At 64.0% G+C, this 17,187-nt stretch carries 17 protein-coding genes; 1 reads left to right on the top strand and 16 read right to left on the bottom strand.

What is annotated here, in order from left to right:
* Positions 1-17: 17 nt before the first annotated feature.
* Genes ACLKOZ_RS09610 through ACLKOZ_RS09625 form a run of 4 tightly spaced genes read right to left on the bottom strand, consistent with a single transcriptional unit; the run spans position 18 to position 3,487 of the window.
* Positions 18-272 carry a hypothetical protein gene (locus ACLKOZ_RS09610; protein ID WP_436474642.1) on the bottom strand — a complete coding sequence of 85 codons (255 nt, stop codon included), beginning with the start codon at positions 270-272 and terminating at the stop codon, positions 18-20.
* The gene (locus ACLKOZ_RS09615; RefSeq protein WP_436474644.1) at positions 269-1,162 is read right to left on the bottom strand and encodes a carbohydrate ABC transporter permease; all 894 of its coding nucleotides are present in this window, start codon (positions 1,160-1,162) and stop codon (positions 269-271) included. The genes ACLKOZ_RS09610 and ACLKOZ_RS09615 overlap by 4 nt, the downstream gene beginning before the upstream one ends.
* Positions 1,159-2,196, bottom strand: a complete 1,038-nt coding sequence (locus ACLKOZ_RS09620; protein ID WP_436474646.1) for a carbohydrate ABC transporter permease — start codon at positions 2,194-2,196, stop codon at positions 1,159-1,161. The genes ACLKOZ_RS09615 and ACLKOZ_RS09620 overlap by 4 nt, the downstream gene beginning before the upstream one ends.
* A 7-nt stretch (positions 2,197-2,203) precedes the next feature.
* The gene (locus tag ACLKOZ_RS09625; protein WP_436474648.1) at positions 2,204-3,487 is read right to left on the bottom strand and encodes an ABC transporter substrate-binding protein; all 1,284 of its coding nucleotides are present in this window, start codon (positions 3,485-3,487) and stop codon (positions 2,204-2,206) included.
* Positions 3,488-3,613: 126 nt separating this feature from the next.
* Between ACLKOZ_RS09625 and ACLKOZ_RS09630 the strand changes: the two genes are divergently transcribed.
* Positions 3,614-5,464 carry a glycoside hydrolase family 13 protein gene (locus ACLKOZ_RS09630; protein WP_436474650.1) on the top strand — a complete coding sequence of 617 codons (1,851 nt, stop codon included), beginning with the start codon at positions 3,614-3,616 and terminating at the stop codon, positions 5,462-5,464.
* A gap of 3 nt (positions 5,465-5,467) precedes the next feature.
* Here ACLKOZ_RS09630 and ACLKOZ_RS09635 read toward each other — a convergent pair whose 3' ends face one another.
* The 12 genes from ACLKOZ_RS09635 to ACLKOZ_RS09690 form a co-directional block, all read right to left on the bottom strand.
* A complete protein-coding gene (locus ACLKOZ_RS09635) occupies positions 5,468-6,079 on the bottom strand; it encodes a hypothetical protein (RefSeq protein ID WP_436474652.1) in 612 nt (203 codons plus the stop codon).
* On the bottom strand, positions 6,076-6,681 hold the full coding sequence (locus ACLKOZ_RS09640) for a DUF6286 domain-containing protein (RefSeq protein ID WP_436474654.1): 606 nt from the start codon (positions 6,679-6,681) through the stop codon (positions 6,076-6,078). Before ACLKOZ_RS09640 ends, ACLKOZ_RS09635 begins: the two co-directional genes overlap by 4 nt.
* On the bottom strand, positions 6,678-7,058 hold the full coding sequence (locus ACLKOZ_RS09645) for a hypothetical protein (protein WP_436474656.1): 381 nt from the start codon (positions 7,056-7,058) through the stop codon (positions 6,678-6,680). Before ACLKOZ_RS09645 ends, ACLKOZ_RS09640 begins: the two co-directional genes overlap by 4 nt.
* Positions 7,055-7,246 carry a hypothetical protein gene (locus ACLKOZ_RS09650; RefSeq protein WP_337347041.1) on the bottom strand — a complete coding sequence of 64 codons (192 nt, stop codon included), beginning with the start codon at positions 7,244-7,246 and terminating at the stop codon, positions 7,055-7,057. Before ACLKOZ_RS09650 ends, ACLKOZ_RS09645 begins: the two co-directional genes overlap by 4 nt.
* The gene (locus tag ACLKOZ_RS09655; RefSeq protein WP_436474658.1) at positions 7,243-7,698 is read right to left on the bottom strand and encodes an Asp23/Gls24 family envelope stress response protein; all 456 of its coding nucleotides are present in this window, start codon (positions 7,696-7,698) and stop codon (positions 7,243-7,245) included. The genes ACLKOZ_RS09650 and ACLKOZ_RS09655 overlap by 4 nt, the downstream gene beginning before the upstream one ends.
* 138 nt (positions 7,699-7,836) lie before the next feature.
* Positions 7,837-9,432: a glycoside hydrolase family 68 protein gene (locus ACLKOZ_RS09660; protein ID WP_436474660.1), complete on the bottom strand. Its 1,596-nt coding sequence runs from the start codon at positions 9,430-9,432 to the stop codon at positions 7,837-7,839.
* Positions 9,433-9,842: 410 nt separating this feature from the next.
* A complete protein-coding gene (locus ACLKOZ_RS09665) occupies positions 9,843-11,405 on the bottom strand; it encodes a glycoside hydrolase family 32 protein (RefSeq protein ID WP_436474662.1) in 1,563 nt (520 codons plus the stop codon).
* Complete coding sequence (locus tag ACLKOZ_RS09670) at positions 11,402-12,454, bottom strand: ABC transporter ATP-binding protein (protein WP_436474664.1); 1,053 nt, start codon at positions 12,452-12,454, stop codon at positions 11,402-11,404. The genes ACLKOZ_RS09665 and ACLKOZ_RS09670 overlap by 4 nt, the downstream gene beginning before the upstream one ends.
* A complete protein-coding gene (locus ACLKOZ_RS09675) occupies positions 12,451-13,413 on the bottom strand; it encodes an ABC transporter ATP-binding protein (RefSeq protein ID WP_436474666.1) in 963 nt (320 codons plus the stop codon). The genes ACLKOZ_RS09670 and ACLKOZ_RS09675 overlap by 4 nt, the downstream gene beginning before the upstream one ends.
* Positions 13,410-14,339, bottom strand: coding sequence for an ABC transporter permease (locus tag ACLKOZ_RS09680; RefSeq protein ID WP_436474766.1), 930 nt, complete (start codon positions 14,337-14,339; stop codon positions 13,410-13,412). The genes ACLKOZ_RS09675 and ACLKOZ_RS09680 overlap by 4 nt, the downstream gene beginning before the upstream one ends.
* Positions 14,340-14,422: 83 nt before the next feature.
* Positions 14,423-15,400, bottom strand: a complete 978-nt coding sequence (locus ACLKOZ_RS09685) for an ABC transporter permease (RefSeq protein ID WP_436474668.1) — start codon at positions 15,398-15,400, stop codon at positions 14,423-14,425.
* 105 nt (positions 15,401-15,505) lie between these two features.
* Positions 15,506-17,179 carry an ABC transporter substrate-binding protein gene (locus ACLKOZ_RS09690; protein WP_436474670.1) on the bottom strand — a complete coding sequence of 558 codons (1,674 nt, stop codon included), beginning with the start codon at positions 17,177-17,179 and terminating at the stop codon, positions 15,506-15,508.
* Positions 17,180-17,187 lie beyond the last annotated feature (8 nt).

Here is a 17,187-nt window from a genome sequence, read left to right on the forward strand (position 1 = left end):
GGAATCACCGTGGGGCGTTACCTCCGGTCCGGCAGCTTCCTGCGGAGCCGCACCATTCCGTAGATCGCCAGGAGTGTGGCCAGCAGGCCAAGGGCCCACCACAGTGCGGGTTGTCCGGTTACCTCCAGCCAGACCGTGACCACGACCAGGACCACGGCCCAGAAACCCAGGAAACCGATGATGATGTCAAAGTCCTCGCCGGACCGGGCGCGCCGGCGCTCAGGGCGGACGAGACCCTCGTTCGGCCCGCCCTGCCCTGAAGACTGCGTCACTTGACGGCACCTGCCGTCAGGCCGGCGATGATCTTGCGCTGGAGTACCAGCACCAGTATCACCAAGGGAATAGTAACGATGGTTCCCGCGGCCATAATCGCCGTGTAGGGGATCTGGTTCGGTTGTGCCCCTGCAAAGCTGGCAATGGCCACTGTCACAGGCTGGGTCGCTTCGTTGGACAGCTGGCTGGCGATCAGGAATTCATTCCACGAGGAGATGAAGGCCAGGATTGCCGTTGTGAAAATGGCCGGTGCGGCGAGCGGCATGATCACCTTGCGGAACGCCTGACCCTGCGTACAGCCATCCACCCTGGCTGATTCCTCCAATTCCCACGGCATTTCGCGGAAGAAGGAAGTCAGCGTGTAAACGGTCAGGGGAAGCACAAACGAGATGTTTGGGATGATCAGCGCCTGGTATGTACCCATCCAGCCAATGTTGGTGAAGAGCTGGAACAGCGGGGTGATCAGGGCGACGCCGGGGAACATCGAAGCGCCCAGGATGAAGCCCAGCACCAGGAACTTGAACCGGAAATTCAGCCGGGCAAGTGCATAGGCGGCAAAAACTCCGATCACCAACGAAACCACGGTGACCACCGTGCCGATGATTACGCTGTTGAGCAGTGCCTGCCCGAAGCGGTTGCCGAAGGACGTGTCGAACGCCGTCGCGAAGTTGTCCATCGTGACGTGGGTGGGAAGGATCGACGTGTCGTAAGTAAAGCCCACCTCCCGGAACGCGGTCACCACCATCCAGTACGCCGGGGCCAGGCACCAGATCAAAATAACGGCGGCGCTGATGTACGTTCGCCCCTGCGCCCATTTCTCCCGGTTCTGGGCGGTCTTGCGTCCCTTGTCCTGCCGGGCACGCAACTCCGTGGCTGTAGCCGAGGTCATTTCTTCCCCTTACCGGTTGCGCCGCTTTGTTCCACAACGTTCGCGCCGAGGAAGCGGACGAAGATGAAAGCGACCAGAAAGATGATGATGAACGTAATCGTGGACAAGGCAGCGGCCGAGTTGAAGCCTTGCCTGATCTGATTAATCACCAGGATGGACAGCGTGGTGGTGTTGTTCGCACCCTGCGTCAGAATGTACGGCAGGTCAAACATGCGCAGTGCATCCAGCGTCCGGAACAGGATGGCCACCATCAGCGCCGGCCTGACCAGCGGAAGGGTGATCATGCGGAACCGCTGCCATGCTGACGCGCCGTCCACCTTGGCAGCCTCATAGACATCGGCCGGGATCATCTGCAGGCCTGCCAGGATCAGCAGGGCCATGAACGGCGTGGTCTTCCACGTATCCGCGATGATGACAGCCCATTTGGCCGGCCACTCGCTGCCTGTCCAGAGGATGGAGGCGTTGAACAGTTTGTTGGCGATGCCTTCGAACGCGAAGATGAAGAGCCACAGCTGGGCCGTCACGGCCGTGGGGATGGCCCATGGCACCAGAACGGCTGCACGGACAATGCTCCGCCCCTTGAAGGTCCGGGCCATGATCATCGCCATCCAGAAGCCAAGAACGGTCTCAAATGTCACGGTGACAACCGTGAAGAAGAACGTGGTTCCCGTTGCCGTCCAGAACTGTCCGCCCAAGGTTCCCGGAGGACAGGCGACGGTTCCGCCGCCTGGGGCTGCACACTGCTGGCCAAGCCAGTTCACATAGTTTTGAATGCCGGCCGGGCCGCCGGCCGTGAACAGCCCGGTGGCGGGATCCAGGCCGGCGTCCTTTTGGAGGGACATAACAATGGCGCTGATGATCGGATAAACGATCACAATGCCCAGCGCGATGATGGTGGGGGCAAGGAGCCAGGAAGCCCACTTGCCCTGGCTCAGGATCTTATTGTCTTCCCCCACACCCTTGGGTGCGTGGTGGATCGGGGTACCGCCCGACGCCGGCCCTTTTACCGGCGTCGGGCCCAATTCGGTTGCCATAACGAAGTTACGATCCCGCGCCAGCGGACTCGATGGAGCTCTGCATATCGGCCAGAGCCTGCTTCGCGGACTTCTCACCCTTCAGTGCAGAGTATGCATTCTCCTGGATAGCCTGGGTGACTGCGGGGTAGAACGGGGTAACCGGGCGGGGCACGGCGTTCTCGATGGAAGTCTTCAGCACCGGCAGGTACGGCAGCTTCGCCACCAGTTCCTGGTCCTCATACAGTGCGCCGAGGACCGGAGCCAGCGAGCCCTGCGTGGCGAAGAACTTCTGCTGCTCTTCTTCGATCAGGAATTTCACGAAGTCCCGTGCCGTGGCCTTGTTCTTGGAGTAGACACTGACGGCTGCGTTGTGGCCGCCGAGGGACGAAGCGCCGGGGCCATCCTTGCCCGGCAGGGCAGTCATGCCCAGGACGTCCTTCACCTTGGAGGAGCCTTCAGTGGTGGCCAGGTTGTAAACGTAGGGCCAGTTGCGCAGGAAGAGCAGGTTGCCGTCCTGGAATGCGCGGCGGCTTTCTTCCTCCTGGTACGTGATGGCTTCGGCCGGGATGTTGCCGTTCGCGAACGCCTCAACAAGGTTGTTCAGGCCTTCCTCGGCCTCAGGCGTAGTGAGGCTCGGCTTTCCTGCGTCGTCCAGCACGGAACCACCGGCGGAGTTGATGGCTTCGGAGGCGTTGACCGTCAGGCCCTCGTACTGCTTGAACTGACCGGCGTAGCAACCGATGTTGTTAGCCTTGGCGATGGAGCACATCTCCATCATTTCGTCCCAGGTCTTGGGGGGTGTGGGGACCAGGTCCTTGCGGTAATAAAGGATGCCGCCGTCCGAGGAGACGGGAGCGGTGTAGAGCTTGTCCTGGTAGGAGCCGGCTTCGATCGTGGGCTCAAGCATGCCGGCGGTGTCGATTGCCATGTCGCCCTCGAGCGGCTGCAGCCAGCCGCGGGCCGCGAACTCGGCCGTCCACACAACGTCCACGCTGACGACGTCATAGTTTTCGTTCTTTGCCTGGAAGTTCTGGACGAGGTCGTCATGCTGCTGGTCGGCCTGATCGGTCTGTTCCTTGAACGTCACCTGCTCGTCGGGGTGGGCTGCGTTCCATTTGTCCAGAAGCGGACGGACAACGTTGCTGTTGTCCTTGCCCTGCACGTACGTGATGGGGCCGCGGCCCTCGAGGTTGGCTTCGGCATCGCCGCCGCCTGTGGTGCCCCCGCCGCCACCGCCGGCGCAGGCGGAGAGCGTCAGGGCCAAAATGCCGGCAGTTGCTGCCGGGAGTAAGAACTTACGGGATTTCATCGCTTGAGGCTCCTCGCTGAGTGACAAGAAAGTAGAGAGTGCGGTTGATGTGGTGACCATCACACTAGTAACGTTGCCGGAAGAAATGCAAGCGTTTACATCAAAAAGTTACCTGAGAGGAACCAAATGCACCACTCACCCGTTCCCACCCCCGCCTCAAGGGTAAAGTCATGGTGGGCAAGCGCCGCCGTCTATCAGGTCTATCCGCGTTCCTTCGCCGACGGCAATGGCGATGGAATGGGTGATCTCCGCGGAATTACAGCCCGTTTACCCTATCTGCAACGGCTTGGAGTGGACGCAGTCTGGCTATCTCCGTTCTATAAATCACCGCAGGCGGACGGCGGATATGACGTTGCTGACTACCGGCAGGTTGACCCTCTTTTCGGAACGCTGGCCGATTTCGACGCTATGTTACGAATTGCTCACGACCTCGGCCTGAAGGTCATCGTTGACCTCGTGCCGAACCACACTTCGGACGAACATGAGTGGTTCCAGGAAGCCCTGGCTTCCCCTCCCGGCTCCCGCGAGCGGAACCGCTACATTTTCCGGGCCGGCAAAGACGAAGTGCCTGGTTCCGGTGACGGAAACCTTGCACCCAACAACTGGCGATCCATCTTCGGGGGCCCCGCCTGGAGCAGGATCGACGAAGCGGACGGCACCCCCGGCGAGTGGTACCTTCACCTTTTCGACACCAAACAGCCGGACCTGAACTGGGACAATGCCGAGGTCCAGGAGGAAATGCGCTCCGTGATGCGCTTTTGGCTGGACCGGGGCGTGGACGGATTCCGTGTGGATGTTGCCCACGGCATGGTCAAGGAAGCAGGGCTGCCGGATTGGGACGGCGTGGCGGCAATGGTGGAAGGCACGGTAGAACCGGCGCCGGATTCCGGGCACACCCCGCCCGGTGATGCTCCCGGCGCTCATACCGAGGCGCAGGAACCGCACCGCGCCGTATCGCCGGTGTACCCGCCGTCGCCGTTCTTTGACCAGGAGGGGGTGCACGACATTTACCGGGACTGGAACCGTGTGCTGGCCGCCTACGACGGCGATCGCATGATGGTGGCCGAAGCCTGGGTGGAACCCGCTGAACGGCTGGCCCGGTACGTCCGCAAGGACGAAATGCAGCAGGCGTTCAACTTCGATTTCCTCCTGGCCGGCTGGGACGCCGTGCGCATGGCGGAAGCCATTGAAGCCTCGCTCCTGGCCGCGGCTTCCGTCGAGGCACCATCCACGTGGGTCCTAAGCAACCACGACACCGTGCGCCACACCACGCGATTTGGGCTCAAGGATCCCACCACCTTCCCCAAGGGCATCGGGGCCCGCGACGAACAACCAGACCCTGCTCTGGGACTGCAGCGGGCGCGTGCCGCCACACTGGTCGCGTTGGCGCTGCCGGGCTCCGTTTACCTGTACCAGGGTGAGGAACTGGGACTTCCCGAGCACACCACGCTCCCGGACGAAGCCCGGCAGGATCCAACATTCTTCCGCACTCAAGGCGCGGAGATCGGCCGTGACGGCTGCCGCGTTCCGCTTCCGTGGAAAGCGGATGAGCCGGGTTACGGTTTCGCCGAGGCGTTCACCGCGGGCTTGGGGGGCACCCCAAACGCAACGCCCGACGCCGGCAGTGACGGCCGCATGCCCGCAGCACCGTGGCTGCCCCAGCCGGAGTCATTCCGGGAGCTGGCCGCAGACCGGCAGGACGGCGTCGCGGGTTCCACGCTGGAGCTCTACCGTTCGGCGCTGGCGTTCCGGTCCGCCCAGGGGCTTGGATCCGGGTCCTTCCAGTGGGCGGACGTCCACCAGCCACAGGATGGCGTCCTGGCATTCCACAATGGCGACGTGCTGGTTCTCTGCAACTTTGGGTCAGCCGCAGTCCCGGCACCCCCCGGGTTCACGGTGTCGCTGACAACGTCAACGCAAGCGGCAGGTTCTGTGCCAGAAGTCCCGCCGAACTGCAGCGTTTACCTGACCCGCTGAGCGTCAGCGGACGCGTTCGGCCCGGCCGAACCGCGTCCGCGCACCGGCGCCAATGTGAATCAGCACAGGGGTGGGTTTGCCAACCACCGCGTTCAGGGCCTCAACCAGGGTTGCCACTTCGGCAGCCAGCAGATGCGGGGCGACGCCCTGGCGCGGGAGGAGCCGGATCTTCAAAGCCGGGCTGCCGTTGACCGCGTAGGTGGCCACCGTTGCGCCCGCGAGGTCCGGCCGTTCAGCAAGGGCGTGTTTGAGCGCCTGCTCGGCCACCCCTCCCCCAATCCGCACATCGCCCGCGACGTCTCCGGCGTCGTCGTCTGAAACCAGCAAATTGGTGCGTCCTTTGCCCTGCTGGGCCACCCAGGCCACCATCAGTCCGATCAGCAACAAGGTCACCAGGACCAGCACGATCCAGAGCCAACTCTCGGGCCGGCCGGGAAAGCGCGTGTTGTTGAAAGCCTGGTTTACTCCCTGCCAGGCGTCCGCCGACCACGAATGCCACCACGAGGCGACGGCCGGAACGGTGGCCAGCAGGACCAGGAAGAGGCCAACAACGAACAGCTTGATACCCAAGATCCCCACCAGGATCCTGTTAAGCAGTACAGGGGTGCTCGTCACGCGCCAATCACCCCTGCCGAAGACAGGTTGACCCGGACCTCGGGAGCCGGAACCAGCGCCATCTCGCCAAGTTCGAACTGCACGGCCTCAAGGACTGCCGCCTCATCCACCGGCACCCCGGACGTGGGGCGGACATTCACCACGATCTGGCGCCGGGACACCACAACCATCACCTGTTCCGGTGTGACGTTGGCGGCGAGCCGGGCACGTCGGGCCAGTGCGGACGCTATGACTTCATCGTCCACCACTACCGCAGGACTGCTCCAGTCAGCCCCCTGGCCATTGAGCACATGCCGGGCACGGCGGCCGGGAAGGACAGCGTTCAGAAGGAAGAACAGGCCGATCATTGCAAGCACGGCACCCAGGGCGCCGAGCAGCAACGGCGAAATTCCGGAAGGCAATGCCACGATGCGTTCCGCCGCCCTCTGCGGTTCGATCAGCCAGGCAGGCTGGCCAATCGCGTGGACCGCTGATTCCAGGAGGCCATAAGCGCACAGGACCACAACGAGCACTGCTACGAGCGTTGCCACCACAGCGCGGGAGGAGTGGGTCTCCCGGTAGAGGATCCTCTGCTTGTCCGGCTGCTTGTCCGGTTGGCTCATTTCACCCGCCCGCCTTCACTGATCCGGACCCCGCTGATCCGGATATCCACGCGGCTCAGCCGGGCGCCGCTCAGTGCCGTCACGGTTGCCAGGATCCGTGCCTTCGCGGCGACGGTCCGGTCCCAGATGGACCCGCCGAAGGCCGCCACCTTACCGGCGTTGGCAGCAACTGCCTTCAGCGGCGGAACGTTGATGGGTGCCACGAGGGACAATGCCAGCAGACCGTCGTCGTCGGACCAGTCCGCACGGACGTCCTGGGCAGGCACGTCCAGTGCTTCTGCTGCGGCGGCCTTCGCCAGGCTGGTCAAGGCCTGCGTGCTGATGCGGTTGTGGCCGCCAAATACCTGGCCTCGAAGGGCCGGTGCAGGCGAACTCATGACGAGGAGCGCCGGCCGATGATGGCATCCAGGACGCCGCGCAGGTCCAGTTTTCCTTCCGCAGCGCGGCCCAGCAGGGCTCCGATACCCATAAACAGCAGCGACACCAGAAAGCCCCACAGCCCGAACTGGAAGGACATAAACGCCACGAAGGCGCCCACACCGATTCCCACAACGGTCAGATTCACAGGAGGGCCTCTCTTTCTGCGATGGCCGGACCTGACGTTTTCACAGGCGGGGCCACATAGACATCGGTGATTTCGACGTTCACTTCAATGACCTGCAGGCCAACCAGGTCTTCGACTGCCCGGTACACGGAGGACCGGACCTGGTCAGCCAGTGAATGGAGGGGCGTGCCGTAGGTTGCCACGAGGCTGATGTCCACCGCCACCTGGGTCTCGCCGACCTCGGCGTGCACTCCGGCCGCGTGGTCTGAACTGCCGACGGCGTCCCGGATGGCGCCGAGGGCGCGCGAGGGCCCGGAACCGAGCGAATAGACCCCCGGGACAGCACGGGCGGCGATGCCGGCAACTTTCGCAACGGCAGTTTCAGAAATGACGGTCCGGCCGTGGCCGGGCACCAAACTTCCGGCGCTATGGTTTTGGACGCCCGCATCGGGTTGTGGGTTCTGGTATTCCATCAGGCACTCCCCCTTCTGTTGTTCCCAACCCTATCCCCTGCCTGCGGCTTAACGGCAGGAGGCGGGGACGCCCGGCCATGCCGGACATCCCCGCCTCCATCTGCGGAAGGTTTTGGATCAGCTTCCGCTAGGCGCGGGTCACTTGTAGTGGCCCTCTCCGCCGACGCGGAGGTTGGTGGGCAGGTAGCCGAACGGGCCGAGGCCGTTCTGGCCGAAGCTGCGGTCCACCTGGGAGATGCCGTTCTGGAAGTTGATCTTCACCGTCGGCGACAAGGATCCGCCGCGGACGCCGTTGACGTTGTCGATGAAGGACTGCACCAGGCCACCGGGCTGCACGTAGTGCGAGTAGGCCTGGAACTGGCGGCCGTTCTGGAGCGGGTTAGGACCTTCCGGAGCGTTGGCCGGCATGTTCAGGTCCGTCGGGGAACCCAGGGCCAGGGCGCTGTTGTTCATCGGCTGGTAGTCGGAACGGATGCCGTCGCCCACGAAGCCGTAGACGCCGTCGGGGCCGCGCATGCCTGCCGCGTAGGTGAACTGGTGGCTGATGGTGAACAGGTAGTACTTGTTCTTGCCGTTTTCGTTCTGGATGAAGATCTGCGGGCGCTCAGTCTGGTCGTTGACGCAGTTGGCGGACAGGATCGGGGGCAGGAAGGACCACTTGGTCAGGTCCTTGTTGTCCGCTACGGCCAGGCCAACGTTGGCGGTCTGGTAGTAGGCTCCGGTGCTGTTGACTTCATTCAGGTTCTCAGCGTGCGGGTCGCCTGGCTGGTAGCCGAGGTCCTCCTCCTCGCAGCGGTACTCGCCACGGGTGCCGCCGGTGTTGCCTTCGAAGACCATAAAGGTCTTGCCGGGGTGCGCCGGGTCAGCGAAGGTGTACGGATCGCGGAAGGCGAAGCCCGGGTTCTGTTCCTTCGTCTGGTACATCTTGCCCTCGGGTTCCAGCAGCTTGGTGTGCTCGAAGCCGTCGAAGGTGACGCCGTTCTCATCTGCATGGATCTTGCCCAGTGCCTTGGCAATGGCCGCATCCGGGGCGATTCCACCGCCGCCCGCATTCCGCTCTGCCACGTCGTAGAAGGTGGTGGCCGTGTAGAACACGTTGACCTGGTTGCCCTGCATCAGGCGGGTGGAGCCGGACCACTCAGTGTTGCCGATTGAGGCACCGTCGGCGAAGACGTGGCCGCCGTAGTTCCACTTGTCCTTGGCCGGATCGGCGTTGGTCTTGCGGAAGAAGTAACCGATCCGGGCGTTCCAGTGGCGCTGGTCGAAGCCGTATCCGGCGTGGCGGTCGGCCACGAGCGAGAAGATGACGTCCCAGCCCTTGTAGCTGATCTGGTTCGCGTTTTCGTCCGTGAGGGACCAGGTGTCCCAGACCCAGACGTCGTCATTCATGGTGGGGAAATCCTCGGGGATTTCCGGCATGGTGACATCCGGGCTCATGGAGTTTTCACCGGGAGCGACGGTGGAATCGCTCTGCGCCATGATCTGCTTGGCATCGGCGCGGGTCCACTTGGACGTGAAGTCCGACGCCGGGTCGTGGGCCTGCTGGCTGTGCTTGGTGGGCAGGGGGAAGCCCGGGGTAGGGGCCGGCATCTGCTCGGCTGCCGGCGGATCCGCCGGCTCGTTGGCCTGTGCTGACGGGATGGCCAGGAAGGCCGAGGCCGCAACAGCTGCCGCCAGTGCTGCGGCAGCGGGACGCCACCGCAGCATCCGGGGAGTTTGGGGGTGCTTGTGCATTTTTGCTCTTCTCGCGGAGTTGAAACTATTCGTGGAAGACGGGCGTATGCCCTGGTGCCCCGAATACTCCGGCGAGCCCAACAACACCGCAGCGTCATCGAGGACGCCGTTGTATCGAGGGGTAACGGGACTTGGGTGGGGCCCCGTAAGTGGCGCAGGACAAATCGTTATTTTCCTGAGCTGCTTCTACGCTAGGCAGCCCCCGGAGGGCTTTTCAAACCGTGTTTCATCACCCAAACGCCACATGTCAGACATTTTATGCAAGCGCTTACATCTACCAAACCGCGCGCGTGCCATAACGGTTTGGCTGAGTCAAATGTTTCATCAGAAATACTCAACCGTGGGAAATGTCACGCTGCGGCAACCCCAGGTTCACGCAAAGTTCCGCGCGTGGCCGGGGGGAGAGTGCGTCAGGGGAAAAGCGGACGTGGGCCGCTGAAGATCCCTTCCATCCGCCAGGCATCCAACTGCCGAAGGCGAACCGCTCCCTCGGCGGACAGGCGCACGGCGGTCCCGCCGAGCGTCGGATACACCCGGGCGGTCAAAGGTTTGCCGTTCGCGAAGATCTCCACGGCGGAGCGATCCACCAGGACGCGGAGCCGAAGCCTTCCACCGGGCAGGGTTACCGGACCGGATCTTTCCTCACTGTCCACCGACAGGTCCAGGCTGCTGCGGGAGCGGTCCAAGGCCACGAACGAATCCCCACTGATCCCGGCATTGCGCCGGATTTCGATAACCGTCTCCTCGGTCCCGGCGCCACTGGAACAGGCACCCGAGCCCAGTATCCCGAGCCGGAAAACGCTCCCCGGCTCCACGTCAAGGTCAAGTTCCAGGTCCAGTTGGTTCCCGCCAACCCCGGCCAGGACCTCGCTGCCGGCCACCTCCCTCGGACCGATCCGCACGTGGTCCCGGCGAAGTGACTCGATCTCCGCCACAGGCGCAAACACCAGTTCCCCTAGGGCGTCCAAGGTGGCCACCCGCGGCAGGCTCATCACGCCGGACCAGCCCGCCTCCACCATGGCCTCATCCGTCCGGCCCTCCTGCAGCCACCCGAACATCACGCGGCGGCCCCTATCGTCAGCGAACGACTGGGGGGCGTAGAAGTACCGGCCGCCATAATCCAGCCGGCGCAGCTGCCAGGGGCTGTACGAGTCTCCCGCGTAGCGTCCGGTCCAGTACAGCGGGTGCCGCGTGTCGCCGTCGTCCCATGCGGAAAAGACGAGTACGTCAGGGCCTGCATTCCCCTCCTCCAGCGGCCCTGCAGCATCTCCAAGCACCCCGGGACCGGCGCGGAAGAGGTCCACGCATTCCCACATCGTGCCTTCCCAGTCCGTCGCCGCGGGGTCGCCGGCGGAGGCGTCGCCGATGAACAGCGGCCCAATGTAGTCCCAGTTCCGGAGGTCATGGGACTCATAGAGGAAGGCCGTCCCGCCCCGGCCGCGGATGCCCGAACCCACCAGCTGGCGCCAGCCGGAGCCTTCACGCCACACGCAATGGTCGCGGTACGCGGTGATGTCCACTCCGGTGGGAGCGCCGGAAATCACCGGATTTTCCGGGGCTTTGGTCCAGCTGAGCAGGTCAGGTGAGCCGACGGCCACACAGGGAAGTTCACGTTCGCCCAGGCGGCCTGAATACACCAGGGTGGGCGTGCCGCCGTCGTTCACGAGCACCCCGGACCAGCAGCCGTCAACGTCCGGCCCGTCGGAGGGTTCCAGGGCCACCGGCTTGTCCGTCCAGTTGACCAGGTCCGGACTGGTGGCATGGCCCCAGAGGATGCGGTGGTGGAAGGCGCCCTCGGGGTTGTATTGGTAGAAGAGGTGGTAGGTGCCGTTCCATTGGCTCACCCCGTTGGGATCGTTGAGCCAGCCCGCCGGCGAAACAAAGTGGAAGCGGGGCCTGTGCGGATCCGCCTCGGCCCGTGCCACGAGTTCGTCCTGCGGCACGATGGCCAGGGGGTGGGACAGGCCGGTCATGCGGAAACCACTTCATCCAGGGGTTCGGTTGCCAGGGCGTGGCCCGCTGCGGCGGCCGTCGGCCGGTACAGGTGGCATCGGACCCAATGCCGATTGGCGGCATCGCCCACCTGGTGCCGCACCGGCGTGGAGGCTGAACACCGCTGCTGCGGGTCGCCGTCGTACTCGCACGACGCCGGTTCCATCACCGCCGCCCGAAGCGCCGCCCGGGCGGATGGATCGTAGGATCCGGTGCGGGCAGGGTCCGGAACTGCCGATACCAGCAGCCGGGTGTAGGGGTGCGCCGGATTCGCCAGCAAATCCAGGGACTCGCCTTCCTCCACCAGTTCACCGGCAAACATCACGGCGATGCGATCCGCGAGATAACGCGCGGAGGCGAGGTCGTGGGTGATGTACAGCATGGAGATGCCCTGCCGGTCACGGAGTCCGCGCAGCAGGTTGAGGATGCCGATCCGGACCGAGACATCCAGCATAGAGGTGGGCTCGTCGGCGAGGATTACGTCGGGTTCGACCGCCAGTGCCCGGGCGATGGCCACCCTCTGGCGCTGGCCGCCGGAGAGTTCGTGCGGGTAGGAATTGAGCATGTCCGGCGTAAGCCCCACCGTGGTCATCAGCTCCTCCAACCGGGTCTGAAGCCCCGCGGGCGTCCCGGCCTTACGGTGAAGGGCCAAGGAACGTGTGAGGAAATGTTCGATCCGGTGGACCGGGTTGAGCGAGCCGAACGGATCCTGGAACACCATTTGTACCCGTGACCGGTACCCCTTGGACGCCTGGAACCGGTCCCGCTTTAGGACGTCCGTTCCGTCCAGCAGGACCTGCCCGGCACGCGGCTTTTCCAGCCGCGCAATGCATCGGGCGAGGGTACTCTTTCCTGAGCCTGACTCCCCCACAAGGGCCACGATTTCGCCCCTGCCGATGCTGAGGTCCACCCCGCCGAGCGCACGCACCGTGGCACGGGCGAACAAGCCTCCGCTGTGGAAATCCTTGGACAGGCCTCTTACCTCAAGGGCTGGGACCTCCGGGGCTGGTGTGTCACTGTGCTTGCTCACGGGTGTGCTCCTTCGAGGGCAGGCTGGTTCTGGGCAATCTGGTCCGGGGAAACCGGGGCCACGAAATGTCCCGGCGCCTCTTCCTGGAGGTCTGCGATGTTGCTGAACTTCACGCCGTCGGCCAGTCCGGTCAGCGGTACCCGCGGCCCTGTCAGGGGTGGGAAAGCTCCCATGAGGGCTTGGGTGTACGGGTGGCGCGGGGCGGAGTGGATGTCCTTGGCCTTGGCCGTTTCCACGATTCTGCCTCCGTACATCACCGCCATCCGGTGCGATAGCTCCACCATGAGGGACATGTCGTGCGTGATGAACAGGACGGAGAAACCCAACTGGTGCTGCAGGTCCTTGATCTGGGCCATGATCTCCTGCTGCACCACTACGTCCAGGGCCGTGGTGGGCTCGTCAAGGATCAGGAGCGAGGGCTTCAGCGCCACAGCCATCGCGATGACCGCGCGCTGGCGCATCCCGCCCGAAAGCTGGTGCGGGTACGCCTTCAGCCGTGCCGGGTCGATCCGGACCAGTTCCAGGAGTTCGGCAGCCCTCCGCAGGGACTCCTGACGCGAATAGCCAGCGTGGGTGGTGTAGATATCCACGATCTGGTCGCCGATAGTCATCACCGGGTTCAGCGAGTTCATCGCCGACTGGAAAACCATGGCCACGTCCTGCCAGCGGAAACGGCGCAACTCCTCCTTGCCCATTGCCAGTACGTCCCTGCCGCCAAAGCGGATGCTTCCGCCGGCGACCTCCGCGGGGTCGCGCAGCAACCGCATGATGGTGTTGGCGATGGTGGACTTGCCGCAGCCGGATTCGCCGGCCAGGCCGAAGATTTCGCCGGCGCCAATGCTGAAGGAGACGCGGTCGACGGCGGTAATGGACCTGGTGTCGCTCCGGTACTTAACGGTGAGGTCCTTGATCTCCAGGACGGGCAGGGACGAGCCGAGGGAGGTCTGGGAAACGGTCATTCCGCTGCTCGCTTTCCGGTGGGGAGGGGCTTGGTTTTCTTGATTTTCCGCAAGCGGGGGTTGGTAACCTCGTCCACCGCGTAGTTGATCAGCGCCAGCGAGAATGCCACGAGGGCAATGCAGAGGCCGGAGGGGACAAAAACCCACCAGCTGCCTGTCAGCAGGGCCCCTTCATTTCCGGCCCAGTAGAGGTTGTTTCCCCAGGAGACAGTGCTGACGTCACCCAGCCCGAGGAATTCGAGGCCGGCCTGCGCGCCGATGCCGTAGATGATGCACGCCAGGAGTGTGCCCATCACGATCGAGGCCATGTTCGGAAGAATTTCTCCGAACATGATCCGCAGCGGCCGCTCGCCGGTAACTACGGCCGCCGCCACAAAGTCCTTGGACCGGATGGACAGCGCCTGCGAACGCAACACCCGGGCGGAGCCGGCCCAGCCGGTGACCACCAGGACCAGGATGACGGTGCCAAGCCCGGGGGGAAGGAACGCGGCCAGGATCACCAGCAATGGCAGGCCTGGCAGCAGGAGGAAGACGTTGGTGGTGAGGGACAGGGCTTCGTCGATGAACTTACCGAAGTACGCCGAAGCGAGACCCACCAGGATGCCGATAAACGTGGAGGCGAACCCCACGGTCAGGCCCACAAAAAGGGAACTGCGGGCACCGTGGATAGTGAGTGCCAGGACGTCCTGGCCCTTCGCCGTGGTCCCGAGCCAGAACTCAGCGTCCGGTTCCTGGGACGCCATGCCGCTGATCTTGGAGGGGTTGTCCGGGTAAAGCACCGGGGCCAGGAGCGCCAGGGCGATGAACACGAGGAGGATGGCAGCGCCGGTCATGGCCTTTTTGTTGGTCAGCAGGCCGTGGAGCAGGCCCTGGTTGGGCCTGCGGGCCGAGCCTCCGGACGGAAGTCCGGTGCCGCCGTCGGGCATTTTGCCGGTCAGCGGATCCGCCGCGCGGGTCTCGCCCGGCAGGCTGGAAGCGGTGTTTGCGATGGAAGTGGTCATGATCAGTCCTAGTTGCTGCGCACGCGCGGGTCGAGGCGGACGTAGAGGATGTCCACCAGGAAATTGGCCAGCAGCACGGCGGCCGTGATGGTCAGGAACAGGCCCTGCATGAGCGGGTAGTCCAGGCCCTGTACGGCGGCCAGGAGCTGGTAGCCGACGCCGGGGTAGGCGAACACCACCTCTGTCAGGAGTGCCCCGCCCACGACGAAGCCCAGGCTCATGCCAAAGGCTGTGACGGATGGCAGCATGGCGTTGCGGGCGGCGTAGCGGAACATGATCCGGCCCGGACGCAAACCCTTCGCCTCGGCCATGGTGATGTAGTCCTCCGCGTTCGTGGCGATCATGGTGTTGCGCATGCCCAGCATCCAGCCGCCAAGGGAGACCAGCACGATGGTGAGGGCCGGAAGCACCAGGTGCATGCCGACGTCGGACACAAACTCCCAGCTGAAGCCCGGGGTGATGGTGTCGCTGAAGGCGTGCCGGATCGGGAACCAGCCCAGCGTGACGCCGAACAGGTAAAGGGCGCCCATGGCGAGCCAGAAGTAGGGGAAGGATCCAATGAAGATCAGCAGCGGCGGAAGTGCCGAATCAACGGCTCCCCCGCGCCGCCATGCGGCCAGGATTCCCAGCAGGTTACCCACGACGGCGGCAATCACCAGTGCGGTTCCGCCCAGCAGGAGCGTCCAGCCCACTTGTGAGCCGATCACCTCGGTAACGGGGGCCGGGAAGCGGGAGATGGAAACGCCCATCTGCCCGGTCAGCATGTTGTGGAGGTAGCCGATGTACTGTTCCCAGAGGGGCCGGTCGTCCACGCCGAGCAGCTTTCGCAGCTGCTCGATCTGTTCAGGCTGCATCCGGTCCTGGGTCCGGGCGAACATCCGGGAGACGGGATCGCCGGGCATAAAGCGCGGGAGCAGGAAATTCAGGGTGATGGACACCCAGAAGGCAATCAGGTAGAAACCCAGGCGGCGCAGGATAAAGCGCACGGTTTCCCTCCATTCGGGAATTGCGGAAAGTTTGATGGCGGGCCCGCGCTGCTGCGTTGATAGGAGCAGCGCGGGCCTCTTGGAGGTACGCGGTTTTGTACGCGCTTACTTGCGCGGTTCCAGCGAGGTCAGGACCAGGACCGTGGTAGGTGAACGTTCCGAGAGCGTCGCGTACGGGTTGTCCTCCGTGGGCCAGCCCGTGAAACGGGTGTCATTGAAGGCGCCCCAGACCGGTCCGGAAAACAGTGGCACCAATGGCGCGGCGTCGTTGTACTCCTCCTGGAGTTTGACGGCGATGTCCTTCTGCTTGGACTCGTCGGCCTCCGCCGCGAACTCGGCCAGCAGCGCGTCTGCCTCGGCGTCCCCGAAGCGGTGGTAGTTGTCGAAGGTTTTAGTCCCCACCGGCTTGACCGTTGCGGTGCCCATGGAGGTGTTGAAGTACTTGTAAGGGCTGGGATCGTTGGCGCTCCACACGATGCCCGAGTCGAAGTCCCCCGTCTCATAGCTGGCTACCACCGCGGCCCAGTCCGGGGAATCAACCTTGGCCGTCACGCCGATCTCAGCCAGGTTCTGGGAAATGACGTTGGCCACCGACAGCCAGTCGGACGAGGAAGCTCCTACGGAGATCTTGAACTCGAAAGGCTTGCCGTCTTTCAGCGTGCGTTTGCCGTCGGCTCCCTTGGCGTAGCCGGCTTTGTCCAGCAGCGCGTTGGCAGCGTCCACGTCCAGTTTCGTCCAGGTGCAGCTGTCCTTGACGTCGGCGCTCTTCCACTTTTCATAGTTGCCGGAAAGACCCGTGCAGTCGGCCGGTTTGGCGTAGCCGCTCATGCCGATCTTGGTCACCTGGTCGCGGTCCACGGCCATGCTGAGTGCCTTGCGGACGTCTACGTCGTTGAAGGGTGCCTTGGCGGTGTTGAGCTGCCAGTTGATCATCGCGCCCGTGGCCGGGAACCAGTACTGGCGGTGTTCGGGGTCCTTCGAAACGAAGGTCTTCTCGATGTTGGGCATGTACTGCGGGGCCCAGTCCACGTCGCCGTTCGCGGCGGCGAGGTTGGCGCCGTCGTTCCCCGCGAAGGCGAGCATCTTGATGCCGGCGATTTTCTGCTTTTCCGGCTGCCAGTAGTTGGGGTTCTTCTTCAGCACGAAGGACTGGGCCTGGAAGCTGTCCACCTCCGTGTAGGGGCCGGTGCCGACCGGTTTGGCGTTGGCGTCCTTCTCCGGATCGGCCAGTGCGGACCAGATGTGCTTGGGCAGGATAGTGAGCTGGCCCAGGTCGTAGAGGGCCGGTGACCACGGTTTGCTGAAGTTGAACTTCACCTTGTTGGTGCCCTCGGGGGCCACGTTTTCGAGGTAGTCGTAGCCGCCCTTGATCTTCTTTTGGAGTTCGAAAGTGTAAGCGATGTCCTCGGCCACCAGCGGCTGCCCGTCGGACCACTTCACACCGTCGCGCAGTGTGAAGGTGATGGACTTGCCGTCCTCTGCTGCTTGCCACTCCGTGGCGAGCCACGGAGTGGTTTCGCCATTGGCCGGGTTGAAGATCAGCAGGGACTCGTAGATCGACTGCTGCACCATGGGGTTCAGCGTGGGTGCGAACGGGTTGAAGTTCTGGACGAACGTGCCCATGTCCTCACGCGGGATCGTGAGTAGTGCGCTCTCTGACGAGCCGCCACTGGCGCCTGTACTGACCTGGTTGGCCGAGCAGCCCGTGAGCAGGAGGGCACCTATTGCCAGGGTGGCCGCCGTGATCCGGGCAGGCCGAAGGAATCGCTGTTGTGTCATGATGGAGT

Origin of the sequence: Arthrobacter sp. R4 (genome assembly GCF_051365025.1) — a bacterium.
Lineage (GTDB): Bacteria > Actinomycetota > Actinomycetes > Actinomycetales > Micrococcaceae > Arthrobacter.

Coding starts and splice junctions, on each gene's coding strand:
- ACLKOZ_RS09615 (WP_436474644.1), bottom strand. CDS start 1,162: ATGACCTCGGCTACAGCCACGGAGTTGCGTGCCCGGCAGGACAAGGGA.
- ACLKOZ_RS09620 (WP_436474646.1), bottom strand. CDS start 2,196: ATGGCAACCGAATTGGGCCCGACGCCGGTAAAAGGGCCGGCGTCGGGC.
- ACLKOZ_RS09625 (WP_436474648.1), bottom strand. CDS start 3,487: ATGAAATCCCGTAAGTTCTTACTCCCGGCAGCAACTGCCGGCATTTTG.
- ACLKOZ_RS09630 (WP_436474650.1), top strand. CDS start 3,614: ATGCACCACTCACCCGTTCCCACCCCCGCCTCAAGGGTAAAGTCATGG.
- ACLKOZ_RS09640 (WP_436474654.1), bottom strand. CDS start 6,681: ATGAGCCAACCGGACAAGCAGCCGGACAAGCAGAGGATCCTCTACCGG.
- ACLKOZ_RS09645 (WP_436474656.1), bottom strand. CDS start 7,058: ATGAGTTCGCCTGCACCGGCCCTTCGAGGCCAGGTATTTGGCGGCCAC.
- ACLKOZ_RS09655 (WP_436474658.1), bottom strand. CDS start 7,698: ATGGAATACCAGAACCCACAACCCGATGCGGGCGTCCAAAACCATAGC.
- ACLKOZ_RS09660 (WP_436474660.1), bottom strand. CDS start 9,432: ATGCACAAGCACCCCCAAACTCCCCGGATGCTGCGGTGGCGTCCCGCT.
- ACLKOZ_RS09665 (WP_436474662.1), bottom strand. CDS start 11,405: ATGACCGGCCTGTCCCACCCCCTGGCCATCGTGCCGCAGGACGAACTC.
- ACLKOZ_RS09675 (WP_436474666.1), bottom strand. CDS start 13,413: ATGACCGTTTCCCAGACCTCCCTCGGCTCGTCCCTGCCCGTCCTGGAG.
- ACLKOZ_RS09680 (WP_436474766.1), bottom strand. CDS start 14,339: ATGCCCGACGGCGGCACCGGACTTCCGTCCGGAGGCTCGGCCCGCAGG.
- ACLKOZ_RS09690 (WP_436474670.1), bottom strand. CDS start 17,179: ATGACACAACAGCGATTCCTTCGGCCTGCCCGGATCACGGCGGCCACC.